This window comes from Vibrio sp. 2092 (assembly GCF_033339635.1).
GTDB lineage: Bacteria > Pseudomonadota > Gammaproteobacteria > Enterobacterales > Vibrionaceae > Vibrio > Vibrio alginolyticus.
The window spans coordinates 16,505-40,602 of the sequence record NZ_JAWOUY010000011.1; the positions used below are offsets into that span (position 1 = coordinate 16,505).

Annotated in this window: 40 protein-coding genes; 26 read left to right on the plus strand and 14 right to left on the minus strand. The window is 37.6% G+C overall.

The features are described from left to right. Nucleotides 1–116: 116 nt before the first annotated feature. The 7 genes from R7P80_RS17820 (at nt 117) to R7P80_RS17850 (ending at nt 4,560) form a co-directional block, all read left to right on the plus strand. A complete protein-coding gene (locus R7P80_RS17820) occupies nt 117–1,241 on the plus strand; it encodes a hypothetical protein (RefSeq protein WP_229623999.1) in 1,125 nt (374 codons plus the stop codon). 93 nt (nt 1,242–1,334) lie between these two features. Beyond that, on the plus strand, nt 1,335–1,715 hold the full coding sequence (locus tag R7P80_RS17825; protein WP_273981176.1) for a hypothetical protein: 381 nt from the start codon (nt 1,335–1,337) through the stop codon (nt 1,713–1,715). A gap of 134 nt (nt 1,716–1,849) precedes the next feature. Next, entirely contained in the window at nt 1,850–2,242 is a 393-nt protein-coding gene (locus tag R7P80_RS17830; RefSeq protein ID WP_038128624.1) for a hypothetical protein, read from the plus strand. 80 nt (nt 2,243–2,322) lie between these two features. Next, nucleotides 2,323–3,033 carry a hypothetical protein gene (locus R7P80_RS17835; protein WP_085762164.1) on the plus strand — a complete coding sequence of 237 codons (711 nt, stop codon included), beginning with the start codon at nt 2,323–2,325 and terminating at the stop codon, nt 3,031–3,033. Nucleotides 3,034–3,136: 103 nt separating this feature from the next. Then, complete coding sequence (locus R7P80_RS17840) at nt 3,137–3,718, plus strand: hypothetical protein (RefSeq protein ID WP_045592173.1); 582 nt, start codon at nt 3,137–3,139, stop codon at nt 3,716–3,718. A gap of 99 nt (nt 3,719–3,817) precedes the next feature. Continuing rightward, nucleotides 3,818–4,132 (plus strand): hypothetical protein, encoded by a 315-nt coding sequence (locus tag R7P80_RS17845; RefSeq protein WP_318096721.1) that lies wholly within the window; start codon nt 3,818–3,820, stop codon nt 4,130–4,132. A gap of 47 nt (nt 4,133–4,179) precedes the next feature. Further along, nucleotides 4,180–4,560: a hypothetical protein gene (locus R7P80_RS17850; protein ID WP_318096722.1), complete on the plus strand. Its 381-nt coding sequence runs from the start codon at nt 4,180–4,182 to the stop codon at nt 4,558–4,560. A gap of 55 nt (nt 4,561–4,615) precedes the next feature. On the opposite strand, the gene R7P80_RS17855 is transcribed toward R7P80_RS17850, so the two are convergent. Further along, complete coding sequence (locus R7P80_RS17855) at nt 4,616–5,164, minus strand: hypothetical protein (protein ID WP_318076620.1); 549 nt, start codon at nt 5,162–5,164, stop codon at nt 4,616–4,618. Between the two features lie 126 nt (nt 5,165–5,290). Between R7P80_RS17855 and R7P80_RS17860 the strand changes: the two genes are divergently transcribed. Next, complete coding sequence (locus tag R7P80_RS17860) at nt 5,291–5,518, plus strand: hypothetical protein (RefSeq protein ID WP_085762157.1); 228 nt, start codon at nt 5,291–5,293, stop codon at nt 5,516–5,518. A gap of 46 nt (nt 5,519–5,564) precedes the next feature. Here R7P80_RS17860 and R7P80_RS17865 read toward each other — a convergent pair whose 3' ends face one another. Further along, nucleotides 5,565–6,242 (minus strand): hypothetical protein, encoded by a 678-nt coding sequence (locus R7P80_RS17865; protein WP_318096723.1) that lies wholly within the window; start codon nt 6,240–6,242, stop codon nt 5,565–5,567. 91 nt (nt 6,243–6,333) lie between these two features. Next, nucleotides 6,334–6,780 (minus strand): hypothetical protein, encoded by a 447-nt coding sequence (locus tag R7P80_RS17870; protein WP_020330845.1) that lies wholly within the window; start codon nt 6,778–6,780, stop codon nt 6,334–6,336. A 130-nt stretch (nt 6,781–6,910) separates the two neighbouring features. Here R7P80_RS17870 and R7P80_RS17875 point away from each other — a divergent pair, with 130 nt between their 5' ends. The 6 genes from R7P80_RS17875 to R7P80_RS17900 all read left to right on the plus strand — a co-directional run bounded on the left by R7P80_RS17875 (nt 6,911) and on the right by R7P80_RS17900 (nt 10,331). Further along, the gene (locus tag R7P80_RS17875) at nt 6,911–7,546 is read left to right on the plus strand and encodes a hypothetical protein (protein ID WP_318096724.1); all 636 of its coding nucleotides are present in this window, start codon (nt 6,911–6,913) and stop codon (nt 7,544–7,546) included. 40 nt (nt 7,547–7,586) lie between these two features. Further along, entirely contained in the window at nt 7,587–7,955 is a 369-nt protein-coding gene (locus tag R7P80_RS17880) for a hypothetical protein (protein ID WP_267410873.1), read from the plus strand. A gap of 67 nt (nt 7,956–8,022) precedes the next feature. Then, entirely contained in the window at nt 8,023–8,406 is a 384-nt protein-coding gene (locus R7P80_RS17885) for a hypothetical protein (RefSeq protein WP_045592145.1), read from the plus strand. 100 nt (nt 8,407–8,506) lie between these two features. Next, complete coding sequence (locus R7P80_RS17890; RefSeq protein ID WP_020330848.1) at nt 8,507–8,716, plus strand: hypothetical protein; 210 nt, start codon at nt 8,507–8,509, stop codon at nt 8,714–8,716. A 96-nt stretch (nt 8,717–8,812) separates the two neighbouring features. Next, a complete protein-coding gene (locus R7P80_RS17895; RefSeq protein ID WP_229624018.1) occupies nt 8,813–9,646 on the plus strand; it encodes a hypothetical protein in 834 nt (277 codons plus the stop codon). Between the two features lie 112 nt (nt 9,647–9,758). Continuing rightward, nucleotides 9,759–10,331: a hypothetical protein gene (locus tag R7P80_RS17900; RefSeq protein WP_118894582.1), complete on the plus strand. Its 573-nt coding sequence runs from the start codon at nt 9,759–9,761 to the stop codon at nt 10,329–10,331. Between the two features lie 49 nt (nt 10,332–10,380). Here the strand turns inward: R7P80_RS17900 and R7P80_RS17905 are convergent, their stop codons facing one another. Continuing rightward, nucleotides 10,381–10,752, minus strand: a complete 372-nt coding sequence (locus R7P80_RS17905; protein ID WP_085762149.1) for a hypothetical protein — start codon at nt 10,750–10,752, stop codon at nt 10,381–10,383. Nucleotides 10,753–10,870: 118 nt separating this feature from the next. Between R7P80_RS17905 and R7P80_RS17910 the strand changes: the two genes are divergently transcribed. The 7 genes from R7P80_RS17910 (at nt 10,871) to R7P80_RS17940 (ending at nt 15,137) form a co-directional block, all read left to right on the plus strand. Beyond that, complete coding sequence (locus tag R7P80_RS17910) at nt 10,871–11,560, plus strand: hypothetical protein (RefSeq protein WP_229624020.1); 690 nt, start codon at nt 10,871–10,873, stop codon at nt 11,558–11,560. 400 nt (nt 11,561–11,960) lie between these two features. Continuing rightward, nucleotides 11,961–12,743 (plus strand): hypothetical protein, encoded by a 783-nt coding sequence (locus tag R7P80_RS17915; protein WP_318096725.1) that lies wholly within the window; start codon nt 11,961–11,963, stop codon nt 12,741–12,743. A 135-nt stretch (nt 12,744–12,878) separates the two neighbouring features. Further along, nucleotides 12,879–13,103, plus strand: coding sequence for a hypothetical protein (locus R7P80_RS17920; RefSeq protein ID WP_020330853.1), 225 nt, complete (start codon nt 12,879–12,881; stop codon nt 13,101–13,103). 31 nt (nt 13,104–13,134) lie between these two features. Next, nucleotides 13,135–13,551, plus strand: a complete 417-nt coding sequence (locus tag R7P80_RS17925; protein WP_045592137.1) for a hypothetical protein — start codon at nt 13,135–13,137, stop codon at nt 13,549–13,551. A gap of 70 nt (nt 13,552–13,621) precedes the next feature. Further along, on the plus strand, nt 13,622–14,050 hold the full coding sequence (locus R7P80_RS17930) for a hypothetical protein (protein ID WP_053317762.1): 429 nt from the start codon (nt 13,622–13,624) through the stop codon (nt 14,048–14,050). Nucleotides 14,051–14,123: 73 nt separating this feature from the next. After that, the gene (locus R7P80_RS17935; RefSeq protein ID WP_118894590.1) at nt 14,124–14,645 is read left to right on the plus strand and encodes a hypothetical protein; all 522 of its coding nucleotides are present in this window, start codon (nt 14,124–14,126) and stop codon (nt 14,643–14,645) included. A 69-nt stretch (nt 14,646–14,714) separates the two neighbouring features. Then, on the plus strand, nt 14,715–15,137 hold the full coding sequence (locus R7P80_RS17940) for a hypothetical protein (protein ID WP_045592131.1): 423 nt from the start codon (nt 14,715–14,717) through the stop codon (nt 15,135–15,137). Between the two features lie 214 nt (nt 15,138–15,351). Here R7P80_RS17940 and R7P80_RS17945 read toward each other — a convergent pair whose 3' ends face one another. From R7P80_RS17945 to R7P80_RS17955, 3 genes are read right to left on the minus strand one after another with little or no spacing between them, the layout of a single operon-like run. Continuing rightward, nucleotides 15,352–15,714, minus strand: coding sequence for a hypothetical protein (locus R7P80_RS17945; protein WP_085762142.1), 363 nt, complete (start codon nt 15,712–15,714; stop codon nt 15,352–15,354). 22 nt (nt 15,715–15,736) lie between these two features. Next, the gene (locus R7P80_RS17950; protein ID WP_045592128.1) at nt 15,737–16,015 is read right to left on the minus strand and encodes a hypothetical protein; all 279 of its coding nucleotides are present in this window, start codon (nt 16,013–16,015) and stop codon (nt 15,737–15,739) included. Then, a complete protein-coding gene (locus R7P80_RS17955) occupies nt 16,012–16,758 on the minus strand; it encodes a hypothetical protein (RefSeq protein ID WP_045592126.1) in 747 nt (248 codons plus the stop codon). Before R7P80_RS17955 ends, R7P80_RS17950 begins: the two co-directional genes overlap by 4 nt. 121 nt (nt 16,759–16,879) lie before the next feature. Here R7P80_RS17955 and R7P80_RS17960 point away from each other — a divergent pair, with 121 nt between their 5' ends. Then, a complete protein-coding gene (locus tag R7P80_RS17960; RefSeq protein WP_318096726.1) occupies nt 16,880–17,542 on the plus strand; it encodes a hypothetical protein in 663 nt (220 codons plus the stop codon). A gap of 61 nt (nt 17,543–17,603) precedes the next feature. Here R7P80_RS17960 and R7P80_RS17965 read toward each other — a convergent pair whose 3' ends face one another. The 4 genes from R7P80_RS17965 to R7P80_RS17980 form a co-directional block, all read right to left on the minus strand. Then, the gene (locus R7P80_RS17965; protein ID WP_044129130.1) at nt 17,604–18,035 is read right to left on the minus strand and encodes a DUF350 domain-containing protein; all 432 of its coding nucleotides are present in this window, start codon (nt 18,033–18,035) and stop codon (nt 17,604–17,606) included. Between the two features lie 113 nt (nt 18,036–18,148). Then, nucleotides 18,149–18,526 carry a hypothetical protein gene (locus tag R7P80_RS17970; protein WP_045592121.1) on the minus strand — a complete coding sequence of 126 codons (378 nt, stop codon included), beginning with the start codon at nt 18,524–18,526 and terminating at the stop codon, nt 18,149–18,151. A 13-nt stretch (nt 18,527–18,539) separates the two neighbouring features. Beyond that, nucleotides 18,540–19,133, minus strand: coding sequence for a hypothetical protein (locus tag R7P80_RS17975; RefSeq protein WP_318096727.1), 594 nt, complete (start codon nt 19,131–19,133; stop codon nt 18,540–18,542). A 221-nt stretch (nt 19,134–19,354) separates the two neighbouring features. Beyond that, nucleotides 19,355–19,570, minus strand: a complete 216-nt coding sequence (locus R7P80_RS17980) for a hypothetical protein (protein WP_116921309.1) — start codon at nt 19,568–19,570, stop codon at nt 19,355–19,357. 120 nt (nt 19,571–19,690) lie between these two features. On the opposite strand from R7P80_RS17980, the gene R7P80_RS17985 reads away from it, so the two are divergent. The 4 genes from R7P80_RS17985 to R7P80_RS18000 all read left to right on the plus strand — a co-directional run bounded on the left by R7P80_RS17985 (nt 19,691) and on the right by R7P80_RS18000 (nt 21,157). After that, nucleotides 19,691–20,020 carry a hypothetical protein gene (locus R7P80_RS17985; protein ID WP_045592117.1) on the plus strand — a complete coding sequence of 110 codons (330 nt, stop codon included), beginning with the start codon at nt 19,691–19,693 and terminating at the stop codon, nt 20,018–20,020. A gap of 80 nt (nt 20,021–20,100) precedes the next feature. After that, nucleotides 20,101–20,559, plus strand: a complete 459-nt coding sequence (locus tag R7P80_RS17990; RefSeq protein ID WP_165851157.1) for a hypothetical protein — start codon at nt 20,101–20,103, stop codon at nt 20,557–20,559. A 30-nt stretch (nt 20,560–20,589) separates the two neighbouring features. Further along, complete coding sequence (locus R7P80_RS17995) at nt 20,590–20,811, plus strand: hypothetical protein (RefSeq protein ID WP_116921307.1); 222 nt, start codon at nt 20,590–20,592, stop codon at nt 20,809–20,811. 64 nt (nt 20,812–20,875) lie between these two features. Next, complete coding sequence (locus R7P80_RS18000) at nt 20,876–21,157, plus strand: winged helix-turn-helix domain-containing protein (RefSeq protein WP_038128667.1); 282 nt, start codon at nt 20,876–20,878, stop codon at nt 21,155–21,157. An 80-nt stretch (nt 21,158–21,237) separates the two neighbouring features. Here the strand turns inward: R7P80_RS18000 and R7P80_RS18005 are convergent, their stop codons facing one another. From R7P80_RS18005 to R7P80_RS18015, 3 genes are all read right to left on the minus strand, one after another. Further along, nucleotides 21,238–21,750: a hypothetical protein gene (locus R7P80_RS18005; RefSeq protein WP_116921306.1), complete on the minus strand. Its 513-nt coding sequence runs from the start codon at nt 21,748–21,750 to the stop codon at nt 21,238–21,240. A gap of 493 nt (nt 21,751–22,243) precedes the next feature. Further along, a complete protein-coding gene (locus tag R7P80_RS18010) occupies nt 22,244–22,834 on the minus strand; it encodes a hypothetical protein (RefSeq protein ID WP_318096728.1) in 591 nt (196 codons plus the stop codon). Continuing rightward, nucleotides 22,824–24,068: an ERCC4 domain-containing protein gene (locus tag R7P80_RS18015; protein ID WP_318096729.1), complete on the minus strand. Its 1,245-nt coding sequence runs from the start codon at nt 24,066–24,068 to the stop codon at nt 22,824–22,826. The genes R7P80_RS18010 and R7P80_RS18015 overlap by 11 nt, the downstream gene beginning before the upstream one ends. Nucleotides 24,069–24,098: the final 30 nt, after the last annotated feature.

The following is a 24,098-nucleotide window of genomic DNA, read 5'->3' on the forward strand; positions in this document are numbered from 1 at the left end:
TTTAATTATACATATATAAGGCTCAGAGTCAACATATATAGGGTCATGGTTTTAATTTATTTTTTTTGATTTGTTTGTATAATAGATATTGTGTAAATAATAAAAAAGGCAATCCCGTGTTGAAACTGGACATAACAGAACTGAATAATTTTAAAGGAAGCGTAGATCTTCTTAGTGTGGATCAGCTAACTGAATCAGATAAAAAAAATCCATGTGGTGCAAAGTGCCATATTGATATCGACGAAATCAGAAACAGTGCTCAGAATGTTCTAGATGAATACGCTTCTCATCTAGATGCTAACGAATATTTAGTAAGTGCCATAGAAAAGACTGTTGAAGAATTAAAGGGTGATGGGTTCGAGATTGAAATTGAGTTCTCTGACGGTGATATGGAAGCGATAGTAGAACTCAGTGAAGTTGGGCTAAATGATTCTATTTCTACCATTATTGAGCAGATTAAAGAGAATATTCACTCATCTTTGGTTGATGAGGTTCAATCAGCACTTGATGATGAAGACGTTGAGATTGACTCAAGTTTGCCCGATGAAATTCTAGATATTGATAACAATAGCATCAGCAACATCAGTGTCCAATTCGATACTTCTAATGCAACACTTGCTCAGTTACTCAATGACGAATACGATTCCATCATTCTTGAAATTGATAATGTTCGGTTGTGTGATGAAATCGACGGAAAGCTGGATGAGATTCATACATCCGAAATGGCTTCAGATTTGATTGATAAAGCTTTAGAGAAGCTGCATCGAACCAATTTGGTTGATAGAAATGTATTTGGCAAAGTGGACTCACAATCCATCAAATTGAATGTTGTATTCGGTGAAAGCCAATCCGTAACTTTAACTGACATCAATTCATTGATTAACCTGGTTAACAAGGCAGTACAGAACGAGCTTTCTGTAATTTCTGGTGCATCCCCATCGCCATTAGAAGCAATGCTATTGCGTGATACTTACATCAAAAACAAATATAAGGACGCTGCAAGCTTCATTATTGAATCACTTAATGGTCAATCGTCTTACATCCTTGAAAATGATGACACTATTGATTCAATCGATTCAGATCTATACAAGTCAGCTACATTCAGTGATAGTGGGTTGGCGCGAATCAAACGTGTAAGTGTTGATTTAAGTGACGACCTAATCAGAGAAATGGATAGTATCCAAAAGGTCGCTGAAGAGAAAGCTATAAAAGATAAAGGCTCTCAAGATTTAAGCATGTAGCTCTCTATTTAATAAATAAATTAAACCTCAGTCATTGACTGAGGTTTTTATATATGTATAATAGAGACAAATAAATAATTAAAGGACTTCACCATGTACAAACCATTCAATGAGCTAAAGCAAATCCCTGATTACTTTCGTATCGAAAACGATGTAGAGATTGGTTCTCCGTCTTGGGTTAAACACCCAGTACTTCCAATCTTCGTGCATTCTGATGGTGTTCCTGCATCGGTAGAAATTGGTAATGTCATTAGTGGTAGCATTTCGGTTCGAATGGAAATTGCGTACAAAGCAGATGAAATCCTTGAAATGATGCATCGCTACATTGAATCAGGCGATCATGATGGAATTGATAACTTGGAAATCGTTTTGATTGAAGATGCGTACAGACTTGTTACTGAAATCGAAGATCAAGAGCCTGATTTTTTTGAAACTAAGAATTTGGATGAGATTATTGCGAAAATTTCGCTATAACTATCAGAAAATTGAAAACCCAGTACGCCTAATGAAGAGTACTGGGTATAATGCTAAAATCGTGCATTGAAAGGCATCAGCCTTTCTTGAGTCTTTTAAATCACAACCTCACTATCAACAAGGTAAGCTAGCCAATGACCGAACAATCCATAACCCCTACTTATGATTGGAATCTGAAGAACTGTCGAGTTAAGATCGATGATCCAGATACCCGCGCATGGGCAGAGTTCGTCATCAATAACTTGACGAAAAGTAATAAGGATGTTTTACAGGGAACTCTTCCTGTTACTCTTATGATGAACGGCTGGTTGAGTGAAGACACTGCAATGATGTTCAGCTCGATTATTGAAGACCGTTGGAAAGCAATGGTTAAGGCTGTCGATAGTGGAAAGCTTAAATCCAAAACTTATCCTTCTCTTGGATATCAAAGAGAAAGGCATGTGGTAGGTGCAGCAATCTGTGAGCTGATGAGTCAGGGTTACGACTCTGAATTTTTTAAGTCACTTGAGAACTTTAAACTTAAATAAGGGGATTCTTATGATCCGATATGAGTATAGAACAAGGGGGTATCACCGACTTAGTAACTAACTAAGAAACGAGGTGATACATGTATTATTTAAAATGCATTGACGGTAGCAAATCCAAATTTAACTCCCTTAATGAGATCTTCGAGAAGCTTGAGGCTGAGTTTCCTAATAGGTATTGCTATTCTAGATATGGAAGATATTGTTACTCTCTTTTAAAGACAGAAAACTGTATTGTTGGCGAGACATTTGCTCCAAGAATTTCTCTTATCGGTCATTTTCATGAATACAAGCTTAATCAGGCTGTTCAGATTTCCGATAAGAATGATATTTTTGCTCGCAGTAAGTATCCTGGTCAACCTTGGAGTTACACAAAGCACGGCAATGAACCTTACCTATGGTTGTCTTGTGTAAACAAATACATTGTTCTGGATGCTTTTAACCGTGTAATTTCAGTTGAGTATATTGTTGAGCGATACAAGCAACGCTATAAGGCTCTTCATGAGAGAAAGGGAAATGGCAGATACTGGGTTAGTAATCGACCTAACGGTGTAAGAAGCGGCTACAAGCGCGATAAAAACCACCAGAAACGTCTTAACGCTCATTATAAGCCTTGCACCCTTTCGAATGAGTTAAAGGCGATTACAAGCCGCGATGAGTTCGATTTGCAATGTCCTTTGAGGACTGCAAGAAAGACCACGGCGCAAGCTCTGAATCGTTACGGTGAATGCCGCTGGGATAGCATCATTCGCTGCTGGAAGAATCAGAGCAAAAAGAGAAAGCAATGGATGTGAACAAAGCCACCGCATGTCGGTGGTTTTTTATTGCCTGAAATATTTCTTTACTATTAAACTAATTAATATATAATGAATGCATAAAATATAGGGAATAAACCTCATGAAAAAACAAATCACATTATCTATGATTTTGGCTGCGGCATTAGTTTCAGCGCCATCTTTCTCATTTCAAAATGAACAGTCTTCTGACTTGAATGAATTGGATATCAAGTTTGGTGGGTGGTCAACTCACACTCCTAGCTCAGGTCTTGCGAGTGAGAGCTTTAATAAAAATCATCTAGGTTTAGGTGTTGCTTACTACCCTTTTGCTAGTAAGAACAGTAATCACAAGCTTGGAGGTGAGGTTTGGTACATGAAGGATATTTTCGATAACCCTAGCTTGTCCGTAATGGCATCATATAAGTATCGTCTTGATGTTAACTACCTGATTGACAGTATCGATCTTGGATTCAATGTAGGTATCATCAACGATACAGAGCGCACTTACACTACTTCTAACGGAAAGTTTGTAGGGTATTCAGATGAGCGCGTTTCTCGTATCGCTGCTACTCCACAGCTTACTGTAAACGTAACAGAGGCAATGCATGTGGACATCAACTACACGAAGCATGACGGTTGCTCTAGTCTTGGAAAGGATTGTGATTCGCTATTTTTCCGCCTGGGATACAAATTTAAGATTTAGTGAAAGATTAATCGGGCTTTATACATTATTTAATAAATTAATTATTGACCATGAAGCTAAATAATGTATAATTAAAACCATCAAAAAGAGAGGTGGTTTATGACAATTACTTACAGAAATTTCCTTAAAAAAGCGTATAACGAGAACAAATATAAAGACAAATACACTCTTAAAGAGTTTGAAGAAAGCCGTATGTGTGATTCGTTCTTTAATGAGTGGCTTGAAGCCAACCGTAACACTGCGCCAGACATGAAATTTGTAAACTCAATTGTTAAAACCTACATCAAAGTACGCGGTGTATCAGCAGGTCGAATCGGTAGTATTCTCTGCGAGATCCAGAGAAAATTTGATATCCAGATGCCTCTTGTTGAAGGTATTTTTTCAAAAGCTTACTGGGAAAGTAAGCTTGCTTAATCGCAATGCCAGATCTTAAAGGTCTGGCAAATTTTCGGAGTCACACCATGCCATTTGAAAACAAACAAGCACTAAAAAATGAAATTTCGCAATTTTCATACAATGTTAGTGAAAACCCATTCTGCCTAGAGATCTGTGAACTTGACGGTAGTCGTATCCGAGCAACCTTTGAAATTCATGGGGTCGATAACGGTCATGATGATATTGATTGTGATGATGAGCTGATCGACTTAGTTGTTAATGGATACCTTGTGCTAAAGTACGCCATGAAGAACAAAATCCAACTAGACAGTGATGAATTAAAACGTATTGAAGGTGTCGATGATAAAATCATCGAGTTCATCACTGAATATGTAACAAAAAGTATTGGACAGATTGGCGGAGAATTGCGCCTAAAAATGAGAATCGAAGAACAGTGTTCTTATTGATTACTTAAAATATAAGCATAGCCGAGAGGCTATGCTTTTTTCATTAAAGTGAGGATTAAAGACCTAAAGCGCAATCTTTAGTTTTGGACTTTTCTGTCAATGAGTTGAAGATCGCTTGATCTTTTTCAACCTGGTCGCGAGAGAATGGAACATTATGTCTCGCACAATGTTCTTGTAGCTGCTTGAAAGCATCTTCTCTATCTGCAATAGGGATAGAGACAAACTCCCACTCGCTTCTTTCTTCATTATTATCCTGATTCATATATCCAGACTTAATGAACCAGGTCATTCTAGCGTCATCACCGCATATGTCATATGCTTGCCCGTCCATTTCTACTATGCAATGAGATAAGATTTTTTCTATAGCCTCACCAGATTTAGCATTAATGCGGTTACGGAACATTATTGTCATTGATGGCTCTAAACCCTTCTTTGCGGCAAAATCAGCAAGAACATAGGCAAATTCTGCGCAATGACCATTTGTGTAGAACCTTGAGGGGTCAAAGCCTAACGTATATGGATCGGATGGTTTGTTAGCAATTTTGGATTGTCGATAAAACATGTCTATCGCAGTAACCATGAACTTGTGAGGATTGGGGATCATAATGCATTCTTATTGTTTTGTATTTTTTTTATTTTATCACAGATAAAAAATCCAATGAAATAGAGATATTGGGTTTGTTATTTGATAAGCTGATTCTTTGAGATTAATACTAGAATGGCGAAATAAATGTCTATTGAAATCAATGATGAAAAACTAGAGGAAATCCTGTCTAGTAAAGCACACAATTTCACATCATATAGCTTAGCTAACATGTGTCTATTGAATCTTGAGGATGAGTCCAAGTACTCATATCAGATGGTGAGAAATGGCGTTGGTGGTTGGATTGTTGTCATAAAAACTGATGATGAAGAGACAAAGAAACACGCGAAGAAATTGGATTTCTTTGTCTTGTGATAACTTCTATTTTAGAGAAGTTGAGAAATGGTTCCCAATGCCCGAATTAGAGTTCTAATCCGTCAGGTTTCTTTGTTTCAATCTGCTTCTCTGGATCTACATTTCTGACATCTACGTTGAACTTATCTCGAAGAAAATCAAGTCGGCTTTGATCTAGGTAGAAGTTATTAAAGTCGCCTCTTTCAGCACATTCGATAAACTTCTTATTATTAAGCGCATATCCTACCGCAACCCAGACAAGCTTGGCTCGATTTTGCACCTCTTTTAAATCACTTCCAAGAGGCTCACGCGTCGAACGGATATTGTAAAGAGGATGAATCTTTAAAAGGTCTTTATACGCTTTATTTACAAGGCAGTCACCAACATATTCTGCACTTTTTTTGAACTCACTTAGTTCATTTTGATCTACAATTCCTGCGATTCTAGGTGTAGTTTCAAACTTACCATAGGCTGCATCCCAGTAAGCATAAAACAGCACTTCATTAAGGAGGTTAATTTCAACTTTTCCTGGCAATCCCCTGCCTGATTCAACCATGTAGTCAACAACAGACTTAGAAGGTTTTACCATGTACTTTAGTTTTAACTCGCGATTTTCATAATCTAGAGTAATATATCCTTGCTCAGAAAGTTCATCTCCACCAGCAGTTAATTTAATGTCATCGAAGACATCATGGACTGAAATCTTGCCAGCTTTACTTCGATTTGCAAAGTTATGTTCGAACATAAATAAATTCCTAAATTAATTTCAATTAATTATAGTTTATTTAATAAATAATTGAAACAAACCGCTATTTTAAATAGCGGAATAGTAAGCGCTATCCCATTTGAGGATTAGATAGCGAGATTTCGTTACCTTCTTTTAATAGCTCACTAATGCTTCGATATTTAAAGCATTCGATTTCTCCGCTATCGATATCAAAATGCCTGTTAAGATAAAACTGCAATTGATCTTCAGCAACAACCCATTCATTGCCAAATCCTGGTTTTTTAATCAACCAAACTGCTTCAGGTAACGAAAGTCGTAAATGAATTTCAGGATTCGAGGCTTTCACGTATTGCACATCGGGTTCGAACTTAGAACCAGGCACCCATGCATAAGCTTGAAGAGGCTCAGCTCCTTCAATTTGGTCGCGTGTGCGAGTCGTAGAAACCAAATGGCAGTAAGTTTCAATTTGACCATTCAAATCACGAATATAGACCATGCTATTGATTCGCCAGATATCGTCATTAATTTCAATATCTTGTTCTAGCTTCAGACTCATGCAACCTCCTTATAGATGAATGCTTCAATTATACACCAATGAAAGGCAGGGTCAATAATATTGGAGTTAAATTATTATATTTACATTGAGACTAATTTATGTATAATTAATCAAAAATAAGGAAACCACCATGAATGATAGTATTTATTACCATGTAGAGCATAAGACTTTAAAGGTAATCGAAGCCCTAATGAAAGGTCATATTGTCACTTTAGCTGGCGAAACTTTTCGATACCTGAGAGAAGGTCAGCAGACAAGTACGCTGGAAGCATTACGTACTGGTTTTTTCATTAATGCCAATAAAGATGATGAGCCTCACTGGATCTTTTACACTGAAAGCTTGGGGTTCTTAGAAGCACAAATCAAGAAAGCATCCACTGAAGAGGTTGAAGCGATCATTGCAAACCTATCACTTGATAGTGTGCATAGAGAGAACAATGTTCTTAGACACATCTCTATGGTAAAAAATCGCTTGGATAAAGATCGTGGTCGTCATTTTTTAGTTCGAGCATTTAATAGTGAAGAGTATCAGCGTACTGAAAGTGTGCTAATGAATCGTCTCTACGATTACTTGCAAAAAGATAATTCGTTCCCGCTTGATCGAAACAAGTTTTACGTGCTTGAGAACAAACAGATTAATGAAATCATTTCGATGTTGTTCGACACTTTAGATGAAATGACGCATGAAGGTGTTATTTTAACCAAGAGTGTGTTCGGTGATGCTTGCTCATATGCAAGGTTGGCAAATCTAATCACTGAAAAGTAAAAAATCCGATTAGACTAGAGTATACAAAAGAGGAATTATCATGGAAGTGACAAGCTTTAAACCAAGAAAGCCAAAGCCGAAGCATATCTCAGCGAACTTACAGTCTTTGCTTGATGAAGGATCGGTAAAGAAAAGACTGGCAGAGCATTTTGACGATGATTACTTAAACAAAGTCATGTCAGCTAACGGATACACTTATGTAGAGCTTCATACAGCATTTGAGCTTATTCAAAACCCAGATGGCTGGAAAGAGCCTATCAGTGCTGAAATCTTAGATGAAGACTTTGATGTTTGTGCAGAGGCTTGTGTGTTTATCACTGGTTCTCAACTTGTAAAGACTGATGAGGTTGCTACTGACGGTAAGATTAAGGTTGAAGCTGATGGATATTATGCAGCTATTGGCTCGTAATTGATTTTTAAGTTGCCGAAATAGCATTGTTATTTCGGCATTTATTTATTAATAATAGGTGGTTAATTTGGCTTTAATTAAAGCTGTTACAGCTAAAAAAGGAACGGATTCTAAGGGTGATGAAACAATCATAGCTATAGTGACCTTAGAGTCAGGAAAGTCAGGTAGTGCTTCTCCACCACCATCTTTTTTTAATGGCTTATCTGAAGTAGAGAGAAACGATCTTGTCGCCAAAAGTATCAAAACTATCAATGAGTTGTTGAGTGATAAGATTGTGAGTCTTGATTCATTTCAGCAGGCGAGAATTGATAATGAATTAATGAGTGCAGATGACTTGGATAGGGAATCAGTGCTTGCCAAAATATCAGTCCTCACTGTATCGTTAGCAAACGCTAGAGCGGCAGCCAATGAAAAGAATATCCCGCTCTATGCGCATATTGCCTCGCTATAAAGATCTCACATTAAAATTAGAGATTTGCGCATAAGCAACTTAAAATCGCCTCAAGCAATCCTTGAGGTATCTTAATAACTGCAAAAAAGTGAATAGAATAATGGACAACTTAGTAAAAGTAAGTATTGATGATGAGAAGCCAGAAAATCATCGTAATGTAGTGCTTTGGCATCGAGATCCAAACGCTCCGCCTACAATTGGTTGGGCTACGTACTGGCAACCAAAAAATCAGTTTGCTGGATTTGAGCTGCAATGCCAGCATTATGAGGATGATTTCGGGAAAGACTTCACGCACTGGGCTTACGTCTAATTGAAAATTGCCGATTAACCAATCGGCTTTTTTATACACAAAATATTTACCTTAAGCCGTTTTTATGTATAATAATAAAAAACGGAGATATTATTAATGAAAATCCACAACTTTAATATTAAAGAAGAAGATAAAACACATGACTGCGTATTGATTGAGCGTGATGATGCCGTGCAGTATATTTTCCCATTCGAAGTCATTTACGATGAAAATGGTTCAAAAGCAAAAATGCTTGAGTTCAAAAAACGCGGCTCTGAACATATCGTTAATCCGATGGGGTTTATCGTGGACAGAATCTCTCGTTTGCGTGATTACAATACATCATTCACTCATGTTATTTTTGGTGATAACGAAGCGGAGATTAATGAAAACTACATTCAACAGCGCAAAACTCGCGATACTTTGTTTGTTGATGGCATTGAGCTAAAAGAAGGTGGTTCAATCCACGTAGACTTCCGCGATAAAGATGGTAACGTTACACACTCAGAAACAATTAGTCATCTTAAGGGTACTCAGGTAGCGCAACAAAGTGTTCACCCACATGGTGTTTTCAGACACTTGATCTTTGATGTTGGACAAACCCCTAAGAAAGTCGATGAAAATGGAAATCCTCGTTTTACTAAAAACCCATCGATTAATAAATTTGTTATGAGTAATGGCATTTATGAAGAAGATGTCATTAAAGGATTTTCCAAGGCTTTTAATAGCTACTCCCCTATTTTGGTTGCAATTGCAAAAGAAATGGAGAAGAAAGGGATTGACCGCATTTACTTAGAGCTTCTTATCGAGCCTTGGGGCAAAAGCTTTTCACCTACGACATACCTTGCGGGTGGTGATTTTAATTATATTTCTAAAAGAAATGTTCAATTGATTGAATGTCAATGCCCTAGATATACAGTAACAGTTAAATCAATTCTTGATTTTAAATAATTAATCATTTGATAAGATTTAAATACAAGCTTCTATTTCACATAGGAGCTTTTTATTTTTTATTAAAAATAAAAATGATACACTGTAAAAAACAATAATTACAGGAACTCTTATGAATGACTATGGATTTATTTCAGCAGAGAACGTTAAAAACCTTATCGAATTTACATCGGATAATAATCAGAGTGGTTTTGAGTTGAGTAGAGAAGATCTCAACTTAAAAAACATGAACCCTATTATTAAAAATAATGAAAATGCTTTTAACTTAGCGATAGCCGATCCTGAAAGATTTGAAATGAGCTATGAAATATCGCCTATAACTCAACGAAAAAAAATTGAAATCGATGCAAAAGATATCCAGGATATGAGTAATGCATCTGTCGGTGAGATTTTATATAAAACAAAAAATCTTCCGAAGTTTATTGATCCTGGATCTAGTGGATATGATGAATGGCAGTTTTCAAATGCAGTTAGGCAAGTGGCTTTTCAGCAGATAGAAAACGCAGCAACTACAGAGCAATTACAAAGCATGTTAAGTGAACCTATTAATTCAAACAAGATTGGTTCAATGGAATGCTCATATACTGGAGGCATTGTTTTCAATCAAAATAACGAATATACAAGTGGTTATGAGGATTGCTTAAACAAACCCGTTCGGAAAGCTGAATCCGTCTTAAGTATGTAAGTTTTGATTTTTAAAATGCGCCTAGATCTTAGATCTAGGCGCAAAATATTTAATCCCACGCATCACAAACGTATGCAGGAATGCCAAATGAATCAATCTTTGCAGCTAGAGCCTTAAGACCATCGTAAACACCTAAATTACTTTGTGAGCCAAAATACCAGGCATTAGTGGTGCCACGATAATTTTTCATTAACTTGTTTGGTGTGTGATTCTTGACGTATGTGCGGAAAGAGCGTGAAATTGCGTCTTTTCCGTATAATGAAATCCAAAGGAATGCATAACCTTGCGTTTGACCATTACGCTCTCTACTCGCTTCTGCCTGGTCTTCTTTAGCTACTTGCATTAGCTTATCAAAGTACTCTTTTTTCTGTTTTGGTTTAAGCGCTTTAAACTCGGTTTCGGTAAGTACTGTAATGTTCATAGCGTTTCCTTTTATTTCATTTATTTAATAATTTAATTATATACACTTTAGGTTCAAAGTCAATAAAATCTTTACTTAAATCGCTGTGTTTGTATAATTATGAAAAAGGAGATTTTCTATGAGCTTAGAACAATTCGCAACTGAGTATATCGTAGGTATTGGTACTGCAACTTTAAAGATCAAAAAAATGCCTTCCTTAAATCGCTTTCTTCTTCGAAAAGAAGGTGTTTACTATTCAGCGCGTGATTTGAAGGTTGGCTATGAGCTAGTTTTTGATGAATCACTAGCCGCTAACAAGTGGTATGGAATCCTGATTGAATCAGGGGGAACGGCTGGAATTTCTCCTTACGTACAATCAAATGGTGACACTCTTGGTTGGTATGTCCGAAATGGTTCAGAGTTCCTTAAGACACTACATGATTCATATGCTCTCTTTGATACTCCTGAAAAAGTAATTAGAGCGGCGAAATTGGCTTATGATAAGCTAACGGAATCGAACACCGCTCAAGATTTTATCTATCCTGAATATGACAATTCATTACAGGTGCTTGAGGAAGATCTTGATGAGCAAGGTTCTATTGATGCATTTTATTACATTGCGTATATGGATAATGATAAATCATCTGTTGGAGTGGTCGATTATTGTAGCGGATCGAAATACAAGTCTAATGATCTAGAGCTTGTTATCAACGAATGCTTCACACACCCAAAGAGCGCCATTGATTATGCGAAGTCTTTCGCTAAGCTCAATCAACTCAAATACGAGCCGTTTGACTCAAAATACCATTCGTCATACGCGGGTGGTTGATGTGTTCTAGCCGCTCTTAGAGCGGCATTTCTCGATTGGTTCTTTTCCTATGACGCCTTCCTTGTCAATGTGATGCTTAAAAAGCAATGGAATAGATATCCGATAACTAATCAAGTGTACCTAGTCGAAGCCAGTTGGGATTAGGTGAGAGAAAGGAGTCGTTAGACTCCTTTTTATTTTATGTATTTTGGTTGACTTATGGTTGTTGTGTTTGTATATTGAGAAACAGAGACAGGGCGTGTTTGCCTCCTGTCGGGGTGAAGACCTTGCCGAGCACTCATTGCGGTAAATACTGATATGCAGATATTCTTTCAGTTATGATTTTTTTCCTATTGCTGATTGAACTGTTTATATAATTCGAGTGCGTAAAGTTCAATCAAATACAATACGGATGAATATTATGACTTCTAAAATCTTTTCCCTAGTTGCTTCCAAGATCACTAAAGACGAATTCAAAGAGTTTAAGAAAGAGGCGAATTCCCTTCTTGAAAAATTTGTAGGTCGTACACTAAACCCATCGAAACTAAATGAGCTTTCATCAGCGTTGCTAGGGGCTACGGACTCAAACGTATTTGCTTCAATGTTTAAGCGTATGAGTGTTGAAGATATCATTGATTTGTACAAGTCTGGTGCTTTGAATTATGCAGAGTCATCTGAAGATAAGCAACAAATCTCTAAGTTCAATATCATTCCTCTGCTCGATTTCAAAATCAGGAAAGAGCGTGTCACAATGGGTGTCGAGATTTTCTGCCAATCAACGGATTCAGGTAATGAAGCCGTAAGTCTAGGTATTTTCGTTAACGCCCCAGATTCTGATTATGAATCTAATGATGAGTCAGAGTTAGCTTCATTAAGCGATAACGGTGGTGATATGCTGCACAATATGTTGCGGTCTGTTTATACGTCTAGTGAGTCTGATCTATATTCATTATTTTCTTCATACGGGGCAAAAGAAACCCCTTTGAGTGTTACGGTATCCCCAGTAATCGCAGGTATGTATGGATTGAATAGTTCTTCTTTTGGTCGATTTAGCAGCTTTGAGAAGATGGAAGATTACTTGAATACTTGCCTAATCATGATTGCTAGTGACCTTAATGCTCGATTTGGAGCGAAAGGTAAGGCTATGGCTATCAGAATTTTACCAGCTTACACAAGTAAGTTCTGTGTTGAAATCAGTCAATAATATCTTTTCAGTGTTACGTATCAAAGGGAGCTTGAAGCTCCCTTTTTTGGGCTTTGCACATTTAATTAAATAAATTAATATTGACTCTCAAGCAAACATTAGTATAATAAGTAAAAAACAAAAGAGAGTAATAAAATGAAATCGAACGCACTACTTATCAATGAAGATGATATCGGAATTGTTCTGGTTTCTCTTGATGTGGAACTTGAACAAGAAAACATTGAGGCTGCTTTTGACGAAATTGATTATGACCGATTATATGGTGATCTTGAGGAATACAGTCGAAAGTCTGTTAGTCAGCAACGCGTGATGGCTCATGAGTTGATTAAAAAACAGATTTTACAAGCTCAAATCTTCTAATGCTGTAGCGATGTTTCATAGAGGGCGATTCGTGAATAACAATATGCTGGTGGATAATTCAAGTGCTGCGAGAACTATTATCAATATGCTCATGGATGGAAGTTTAACTAAGCCATCCAATTATTCCCAGTATTTCGAAGATGGGGACAAGGTTCTTATCTATATGTCCGAAGTCGAGCCTCACAATCATCAATATGATGCTGTTGAAGATGCGCCATACTGGGAAGTTGAATTTTTAGCGGTTGATCCTGATTATCGGTTCGTATTTCATTATGAAAATCAACGATTCGCGATTAAGCCAGAGCTAAATAAACCTTATAGATTCGATCATAAGGATGAACACGGATTTATCCATTCGGATTTGGTTGCTAGGTTTGATGACAATAGATTTTGGTCTGAGGACTGGAAGGAAGATCGTGTACTAAGGTGTATTTTTACAATTAAATAATTAAATAATTATTGAATCTCAATCCAATCTATGTATAATAAAAACATAGAGAGTTGACGAGGAAATGGGAATGTCTAAAACACACCATCTAAAGTATGTAAAAACTGGTCGATCAACATTTGAGAAGCCTCAAGGTGACGAGCTGAAAAAGCAATTGTCACAGTTGGAAGGGTTAAAGTTCGGTGACGTTCTAAAGCTAAATGACGGAACTACCTTTGGTCACTATTTGGAACACTTAAGTGATATGGACTCCTGCATCACTGAAGAACATTGTTTAGCATTGCTGTCAGATTGGAAGCCTCGATTAGCTTGCCTTAATCCACATAGAAAAGGTCATATGGACTATAAGACCTTTGCCTATGCAGATAGAACCGTAGTAACTGCTGATGGGAAGACTCACTATCAAATCTTGGTTAAGAATTTCGATGAGCTTAATTGGGTCAATGTTTCTCCAGAGTGTAAAGTTTACCTCAAAGAAGATGTGAAGCATTTGCAATGACTTGAGGGGCAACTCCCCTGTTCTCTGAATCATTATTAACGATTATTACCGACTAAAAATCTAGGATGTAAAAATGAATAAACTTGACGCACTAACCATTGAAATCACATCTGGCTATCTAAATATTGACATGATCACAATGACTGATGAGACGCTAAAACAATGTTCTGCTGATCAGATTAAGCAAATGATTATTGATGATGAATTGTGCGTTCGAGCCTCTACTGGTGAAATTCTAAGAGGATCTGATGTCGTTGGTCGCGGTACACCATCGCTTAATGCACTTGAGTTTGCTTTACATGATGAAGGTGTAACGACTCTTGAGCGCAACACAGAGATCGACTTCTTTGAAAATCTTCAAGATGTTAATCATATTATTCTGAATGGAAAGCCATGTATCACTTTTGATGCCGAGGCAGACGATGAAGATCAAGCTTTCGTTGCTCAAGTTCTCGATGATTCAGGATTCAATGAAGTCGTGTTTAGTCTTTCTGATTTGAATTCGGCAGAGAAGGAAAACGGAGTGTGGAAAATTAATTGCGCTTCGGATGGTAAGGAATACAAATTGTGTATGTACCGAGCCACGCTAGTATAAACTGAGATTGATTTTGTAGTCGCTGAGGCGACTACTTTCTTTTGGCGAACATATAGGGATGGAGAAGGCATGAAACAAATCACACTAACGATGACTGAAGATCAGGCGGAATCCGCTCTAAAGGCATTTGAGCTGCTTATGCGACTATCTATGGGTCAGATTGAGCATTTAACCGAAATGGCTCGTGAGGGCGCTCTGGTGAAGCGTATGGACGATGGAAAGTCACAAGACCTTAGTGTTGATGAAGTAGATGATATTAATGAAGGTCTGATGATGATTAAACGAATCATGGGGCATCATGAAACTTCAAACTTCGGAATTCGAAACGAGAATGTACCAGTAGATGGAAAGCGAGCTTATGAGTTGTGGAAAGTGATTGGTCAATCATTAACAATTAGCCGAGGCAATGCAATTTCAGGTGTTCGAGGTGATGGCTTGAGAGAAAGCTTGACCAACGAACCCATTCCTAAAGCGAGCATTAATATTAGTTAATCAACTTAATTGATAAAAGGGGAAAGATTCTAAAATCTTTCCCCTTTTTTTATGCAAGAAATATATCTTGAATAAATTTTAGGCTGACTAAACCTAATAAATACAAGGAGGTCTATATGAATAAGGATACGCTTAATTCATGATTTAATACTGCCAGTTATTGATCATTGTGTCAATAAAGTTTTTTAGTAAAAACTAATTTATTATCCTGTAATTATTTCGACTTCAGTAAAGCTCTTAATTTCTCTTTTCTTTCGTCAAGTTCTTGCTTTGGAATTTCTTTATAGCTTCTGCTTAGTAGTTCTACAGCTTCGCTATGATCATAAGTTACGCCACGTTCATCTCTTAACATTACGCTATCTCTAATGTCATTATAAAAAATAGAGAAGTTCATGCTTGAGGAATAATTTCTAGGATCTAAATGGTAAAGCCTGAACGTGATTGAATCTCCAGGAAGAGTTTCAACCAAAACCGATTTAACTTTGTTCAGATACTCTTCTGCACTTACTTTCGTGAACTTGAAGTGTTTAGACAAAAACTGGCTTTTTCTCTGCTCACTTTCAGTTGGCATTTTCATTCTGTCTCACCCTCTCCGTTGTTCAGCTCTTTTTCTCTGGATAGTATCGCGTAGTAAGGTTATCCCCTCCCCCTGTAGTATCCCAACCATTTGCCTTACTCCAGTCGCTGTTGCCCTTTTCATCAACAGGCACAACCACAAAAGTTAGCATGGTATCGCAATTCACACCGTATTTTTTGTACCAACTGCGAAAGCTAGCAATTGCTTTCTCCATAGTAGGCGCAGTTGAATTCAAAACAGGTTGTAAGTGGCTATGTGGTCGGGTGAACAGCTTAAAGGTGATTTTATTCGATTCACTCATTTGTAAGTATCCCTAAATGGTGGCATTGCTGAGCTGTTAATCATGTAGTACATGATCATGTCTAGAATACCAGACTCAGAAATATCGGCATCACGGCACAGGCGGTACACATATGGGAATTCATCTTCAATTGTGCATTTTAATTCTGCGTAGTAGTGAGGGTTATGCTCTTTACTGGTAATGAACTCAAGCAGCTCCGCAAATGCCAGTTCAAAATTTGGTGATGGGTAATCATGCGCATTGTTTCTAATGAAAGAAATTACTTCATCGATTTTGTATTTCCCGTCTTGACTGAACATGCTTACAGCGCTCTCCTGCGCTTGCTTGTTATTCATGAAGTCCGAGAATTTATTATGCTCCGATTTGATACGCAACGAAGTGGCTTTAACTAAAGCTTCTTCGGTGTTTTCGTCCATTTGCTTATCTACAACTTCAGATGTTAAAAACTTGATTACAAAATCATCATCTTTAAGCAGTAGATGGAAAGATTTCAACAGCTTTTCTGGAACCTGCGGAATTTTTGAGAAATCACCAATAATTAATGATTTAATTAATTCGGAATGGCTTAGATCGGAACCTTTATTTTTAAGTGAGAGATACTCAGAAATTCGGGGGATAATCTCAATAAGAGCAGATGTAGATACGGCATACTTTTCGAGTGATTCAATTGTGGTAATAACGAAGATTTTTTTATGCTTGAAAGCGCCAATAGAAAGGCAATGTTTATCGTTTTCTGGAAACATGTTTTTTCCCTCATATGTTGTTGTATTCATTATACATACAAAAGCCATTATGTAAATTATTTATTGACTTTCATTTATTATTTATGTATATTTAAAACAACAACGAGATAAGGAATGACTTATGAATGATGAAGTAACACTACCTACAGAGCAAGATACCAGCAAAATGTTTGGCTTGGTTATGGAGGGTAATGTACACGCGATTGGTGGTGTATTAGCTTCCGCAATGAATGCTTTTATTCACCGTAAGAACACGGTTAATTGGTGGGGTTCTGAGCTTGAAGTTTATCTGGCTAATCAAACTTACTTCGTTTTTGAAAAGCTCTTAGGCTACAGCATCGAAGAAACAGAGCTTTTCACATACGCTAACAAAGCCACAAGTGATGAGATTGCAATCAATGAACTAAGTAATCTTTACTTCAAGGATGCGAAAGAGCCTCTTTATCTTGTTGTAAAAGAATCCCCATTCGATTCATATTTCAGCAAGGCGTTTGGTAAGGCTAATGAGTCTGACTTCTTTGTAAATCTTGGTGTTAGCGATATTAACGAAGGATGTGAGACGTTCGAGCAGTTTATCGAATGCTTCACGGAGCTTGGCACTAAAATGGATCTTGAATCTAGCGACCTGTTTCGACTAGGTGATGTGTTTAAAACAAATCTGGCAGAATTTACAAGTATTGAAAATGCCGATTTCTTCAAAGGACATGAATCTCTAATCAAAGACCTTGAGTGCTTTGATCTGATCGGCAGTATCGGTAACGGGTTCGTAATTCGAGTTTGCTAATAAAAGTTAGTGCCTCCCAAGGGAGGCACTAAGTGACCCATCGCTATTGTCATTTTAATGACTAGTATGTTGCCGCACTCGCATTAAGCATACCCATTGTAATTGAGCTTGCTGCTAAAATAATGCCTGTGCCAATTTCATTATTTTTCATTCGATTAGCAATATCACCTACCAGGATACGAACGAAACAGAATGTGAGGATTTGGACTGAAGCAGAGATAGCTCCCCAAATCAGAAAGTCAGCAATGTTCACGCTCTGTTCCATTGATGTGGTTAGAGGGATGGAAAATCCAATCAAAGCACCACCTAACGAAATAGCAGCAGCTTGTGATTTATTTCTTATTAGCTCGATCTCATTGTATGGTGTGATCGCCTTGTATAGAAACAAGAAGAAAAATACCATTAAAAATGAAATTCCAAGGTATATACCAAAAGGAACTAATCCCATCAAAGATGCAGTAATGCTGAAGTCTTCACTAATGAACTGAACCATGTAATTCTCCGTTTTTATTAATTATTTTTTTGAGAATTAATTTTACAATTAAAAACCACCACTGCATAGCTTCAGGATTTTTAAATTGTAAATATATTTGATTTTTTGCCTTGCTAACGGTGAGCAAAACAAATGTTCAGACAGAAAGCCTCTTGACCTGATTCATCATCTCTGACGTTGTAACAGCGGAAAAACAATAAGCAGTTCGGTTTGTACAAAAGGCTACCAGAGCCTTTTCTCCCATTTATCAAGTACTGCTTAAGCGCTGGAACCGTCCAGAAATGCATTCCATCATCATTTCTTTCGAACAGATCTAATGCAAGAAGATGCAAATCTCCGAGTTCTTTTAAAATCTGATTTTCATCAGCATAATTGAGGTTAGAGGAAACGCATCTTTTTTCTTCAAAAAGTTCACATATCGTAAATTCCACTCTAGTGCCTCTTTCCAATTCAGAGACGTGAAGATCGTAAAGAGGCTCTAGCTGTTTCATGGCAAATCCATTCTTATGAAATATGTACGATCACAAACTCTTGCTGTTTGAGAGATGTCGAGGATTTTACGTATGAATGTGTATTGGTCAATCCGTAAAGGTGGCTTAGCATGTATGCAGGGTCTTCATGATGGAAAAGATGAACAATACCAGACGACTTGCTGTGTTTTTCAGAAGTCATTTCAGATCCGCTGTGGTAAATGTACAGTAAAGTGATGTCATCCATTGCTTCGCCAAATTGCTTGCGGAGGTCAACCTGGCAGTTTTCAATAATGATTACATCAGGGACTTCCTTACGCTTTAACAGTTCGCTAACGGCATTCTCAATCGCTTGAACATAGTCAGCATGACTTTTTTCAAGTTCAGCATCAATTTCAAGCAGGCTTACATTTTTAGGGATAGTGTGGCTTCTAAGTTCATGCGTGTACTGAGGTGAAACGATAAAAGCTGCATTTTGGCTAGCTTGAACTGAATTAATTGCCACCAGCTCCATTTGTGAATATTTGTCACCAATGAATACGTTGTCTGCGCTAATAGCTAATTCTGATTTTTGTGTGACTTCTCCCTTCATAAATGAAAGGATGTTTTTGAAACCTTTGCAGATCATTTTTATTCTCATTGAACGATTAAGTTTTTGATATTTTAGTAAGTTTAATCGTTAAAATCAACTATAAAATTTGTTTATATAAGAGCGTTTCCGCTGTGGTGGGCTGTAAAAAGAGTTGTTTGCCGATGATATTCTCTGAAATGCCTAAAAATAACAAAAAGCTCTAATAATCGAGTATTAGAGCTTATTTTCAAAATAGTGCCTAAAGGTGCGGTGATAGATTATTCACCGCCACCGCCTCCGCCGCAGCCACCGCCACCGCTATCACCACCACTGAAGCCACCCCCAGAAAAGCTTGTTGTAGTAGGCGTGTCATCAACCACTACCGTGTTGCTCACATAAGGGGTATTTGAGCTTGAGCGTGACCCTTGAATGGCACGATTACGAGCTTGTTGTTTTTTCTTCTTTCTTCCAAGAAGTGTATCAAAAATTCCCATAGTCTGACCTTTTATTGTTGATTTCTCGTACACTTTATATTGTTTAAATTAATTAGTCAAACACAGGAATTGACACTAAATCAAAACGATATATAATAAAAACAAAACAAGGAGCGCACCATGCTTAAAAATTTATTTAACCCAAATATTTCTCCGTACCCTTCAGAACTTCAAGAGTTCATGGAGGATGAACAAAATTGCACTGAGCAAAACCTGAAGATTATCCGAGACATCAATGAGATTGTGCTCGTGGATAAAGAAAATGATGAAATGGTTGTTCGTGATGCGGGTTTTTCATTTCAGGTAATCTCGATGTCACTAAAACTTCTGATTGAATCAGCGACACCTGATCTAAGTCTTGAATTTATCCGAATCTATAAGTTAGATGAGTACCTTGATTTGGATGATGAAATTAAGCGTCTTGAGTCTTTAGTGGCGGAGCAATCCTGATGCACGTTTTATTGAGAGTAAGCTCAGAATTCATGTCTCATGATCATAGCTATGGAGTATTGGCATCAAGAAATAAAAAGATGCTTGAAAGCCTTGCATTCCGACTATCTAAAGTTTGCAGTGATGATTATGTGGTCGCAGATATTAATGGCATTTCGAAGCAAGCGAAGTACATTGAGTGTATCTCTCAGCATGATTCGGACTTAAATTACTCAATCATTAAGGATTCGGATTTTCGTGAAAAGTGGGAGGGCGATCCTGAACTCGACCACAAATTAAAAAAACTTGAGAAGCAAGGCTGCTCGGGGTTAGGTGTAAAGAGAGTCCATGTAGTAAATGATATCGGAAGAAATAACATTGCCGATTTGTTCAAGTCAGCCGATCACAGCCTCGGAAAGCAAATCGAATCTATCAGAGATGTTTACACTATTGAGAAAGGCATGAAAAAATTGTTTTTAAAGAAAAAGGATCCTCAATATTACTTTGATAACTCATTTAAGCATCAAGCCGATAACTACATGGGATTCATCTTGGGTTAGCTGTTATTTCATAAATTATTGGAGGTTTAAGTGTCGTTTTCTGATTATCTGAGTGTTATGTCACTAGAAGACTGGGTCTTACTGTTTCTGATTGCATTGTTAGTCGTTGTGGTCGCATTTTGGTTGTTAAGTTCACTACAGTTTCACTTTCGCGTAAGAGAGGCTGTGCGAAGTGAGATGCATGAATCAGAATCGAGTGAAGAAGATTTTCAGCTCGGTGCAAATGTTTTACCTTTCAAGCGCAAAGAATAAATTTTTATTGCATTGGCGCTTGAATTTTAATGATTAATTCTCTAGCAAACCCAATAGGAAAAGCATGAATACTGATCAGTTAAGAGGAATGATTCTTTCTAACTTGAATGAGGTGAAATCCGTTATGCTTTCACCTCAATCTGTAGAGATTGTTAAGTGGTTAAAAGAAAGTCAGATGACTAGTGCAAATCTTGCTGAGCGATTGGATATTAACATCAACAATGCTTCTAATAGACTACAAAAGCTGTACAAACAAGGTTATTTGGATAGAGTTGTTGATAGGTCGTCAAGCGGCGGTGTTGAGTATCGCTATCGAACAAAGAAAGAGTTCTTTGAGTTCCTTTAAAGAAAAAGTGCAGACGGTCTCAAGCTATTACGCTCGTGTTGAAAAGGTAAGGTGCGACCATCGCACCTTACCTTTGATTGTTATTTTGTGGATTCAAAAACGGCTTTTACTACAATTTTATGATCAGGCGCTCCTTTCGAATAAAGATCATTCAACCCCTGATAACCTAGCTTTTTGGCTTCTGCTGTAGCGGCTTTATATTTATTGATATGAGTAATAGACTCTTGAACAATATTTTTAATATCTAAACTTGAATACTGTTCAAAAATTCCTAATAGCCGATCAGTCTCTTGCTCAAATCTGTATTTTGATTGATAGAAACTGTGCTTAGTCCGCAGGTATGCTAATGGCATTCGTCCGAAGTGGCTCCACACTGCATTAATAACAATCTCCCAACCACCATCACCTCCCTGACAAAGAGATGCTTGAAGTGTGTAACGATCCCCTGTGGGGCTAGGGATTTCATCTAATGGGGCATCAATAGAGTAAGTAAGACCTTGAATCATAGCGCAAAGGTTATCGCTGGATGCGTCAACAACCTCTTGTAGCTTTGTAATGAATTTGTCGTGAAGTTCTAAGTGGGCATTGTCCATGCGCTTTACCTTTAGCTCTTGATTTAGTTGATTATGTAATTATAATAATTACACAATTGATGTCAATAAGTTAATTACATAACATGAAAAGAGCATTAGATAACAACCAGATAATCGATGAGCTATTAAGGCTCCACAAGCTAGATAATGACAACCAGCTTGCTAATCACTACGGAGTCGAGCGCCAGCAGATACGGCAATTCAGAAATGCTAAACGTGTCGGACTGCCCCAAAACATCATGTCCGAGCTATTGATCTTTAGCACTTCTCAAAAGAAAGAAGATTAAATCTAAATCATTGGTGATATAAGTGAAGGTTATTGACGCCTGCCTTTCTTTGCGGAGCAGCTAAGCAGGATCTTCACGGAAAACGCTCAGACAAAAATTTGTATGAGCGCGTTATCTCCAAGGTAAGGAGAGCAATGGCACATTTGGTGCAAAATCAACTCGAAAGCGTAATAGCTTGAGACGGTCTGCACTTTTTTATCAGTACGTTATCTAAAAACAGGAATCACAGTTTCTGTACCAGGAAGACCATTCGTTGGCATGATAAAGCTGAATCCCTCAGCTTTTAATGCAGCAATCATCGATTCCTTATTTACAGCGTTTTCTTCATCGTTGTAATTGAAGAACTGGCTAGCCAGACCAAAACAAAAATAAGAATCACCAAACCGCTTTCTGAAAAAGTCATTAGCTAACTTAATCACTTCAAGTTCACTGCCTAAAACGATATCTTCTACATCAATGCTAGTAATGAAAATGATTGGTAAGCCTTGCGAGAATTTTTTCTCAATGATTCCTTTATGATGGTTAACATACTCAAAAGCATTGCAGGCTAGTTGAGAGTGAGCATCAAATGTGAAGAATAGGTGAATGTCCTCATCTTGATAATTGTCAAGCGAAAGAAAATTAATGGTAGCTACATCTACAGACTCAAAATCATCAGAATCTTCGTCATCGTCCAACAAAGAAGCGTTGATGGTTAAGGTGCTTTCTTCAAAGTGGTCGTCTGGCTCAGTTGGTCTGTATTCTCTTTTTGATTCAAGACAAAATGAAGCATAGTTCATGTCGATCTTAGTTGTCATTATTCTCACCTTTTAAGTTAAATATTCTAAAAATTTGTTTAGCGGTCTTGTTACCAATCCCCTTAATCTCAAGAAGTTCGTTTTCAGTCATGTTAACGATTTCCGCTAGAGATTTTCCGCTCATAGCAAGCTCATAGGCGACTTTGGTGTTTATGCCAGGCAATATAGCCAAAATTCCTTTTAAGCCATCAGAAGCGCTGATAACGCCTTTATGAGAGGATTCAGAGTCCGATTGGATCAAGGCTTTATTCATCTTCTTACGCTCAGTAGAACTCATATCTACTCGCGTATTTCTGACTTTGACAGGGTAGTATAAGGATTGCTCAACAAAGCCCTGGATGAGCTTTGCTACCATGTATGCTGTGTGATTCAGGTTGAACGTCTGTATGGTCTGCTGGCAGCAAATAGCGGAGATGTAATTCAGCCAACCATCCATCTGTTTTACCTGAGGAAGTACGTTGTATAGTGTGCGGATCTGACCTTGTTCTTTCCTTTCGCCCTCGACAATCCAAACAACTTGCATGTAAATACCTTCGTTTGCATTGCTTACCATGCTTCGGTAATAACGCTCAGCTTGCTCATGCGCATGGTGATTATCTGAGGTGATGTTGTTGTACAGGTCTGTAAGCGTTTTTCTTTCAATAAGAAGAACTCTGGATGGATCGCTCTGAGAAGTAACGAGAATATCACCGTCAGGTAAAGAAGTTGGGTGTACATTCTTAATCCCAGTGCTGCTTAACTTATTGAATAATTCAGCAGGTTCTCGATGATCTACAAGGACAATAGCGTCTTTGTAGGTGGAGTCTTTGAACGGAGCTGATGAAACATCAAGATGAAGCGCTTCATTGTACAATTGCTCTAGAGAGGAATCACAAAAAGAAAAGTTCGAATCTTTGCCGAAAGCATTTCGGCTCTTAAATCTCCCCTCTCCAATTACGTTGTTCATCGCTTGGTCAAATCTAGACTCCTGATGATATGTTCTGCCTCTTGTATGATTGGATGACTGTGTTAAGCCTTTTTCATCCAGAAGCATAGCCAGTTCTCTAAGCCCAACAGTTTGAATATCAATTCCCACAGAGTGTAGAAATCTAGTGATCTCAATCTTTCTGGCATTGCTTGGTGAGGTTACTTGAATTCTATTGCCAATTTTGGATAGAAACTCACCTTCTCTGCCTACTACGTAAAAGCGTATATACACATCTGAAGAACTCGGTTTCCAAGGTCTGAACTGCATAGTAAGGCTCCATTTAGAGGTTCAGGGAGA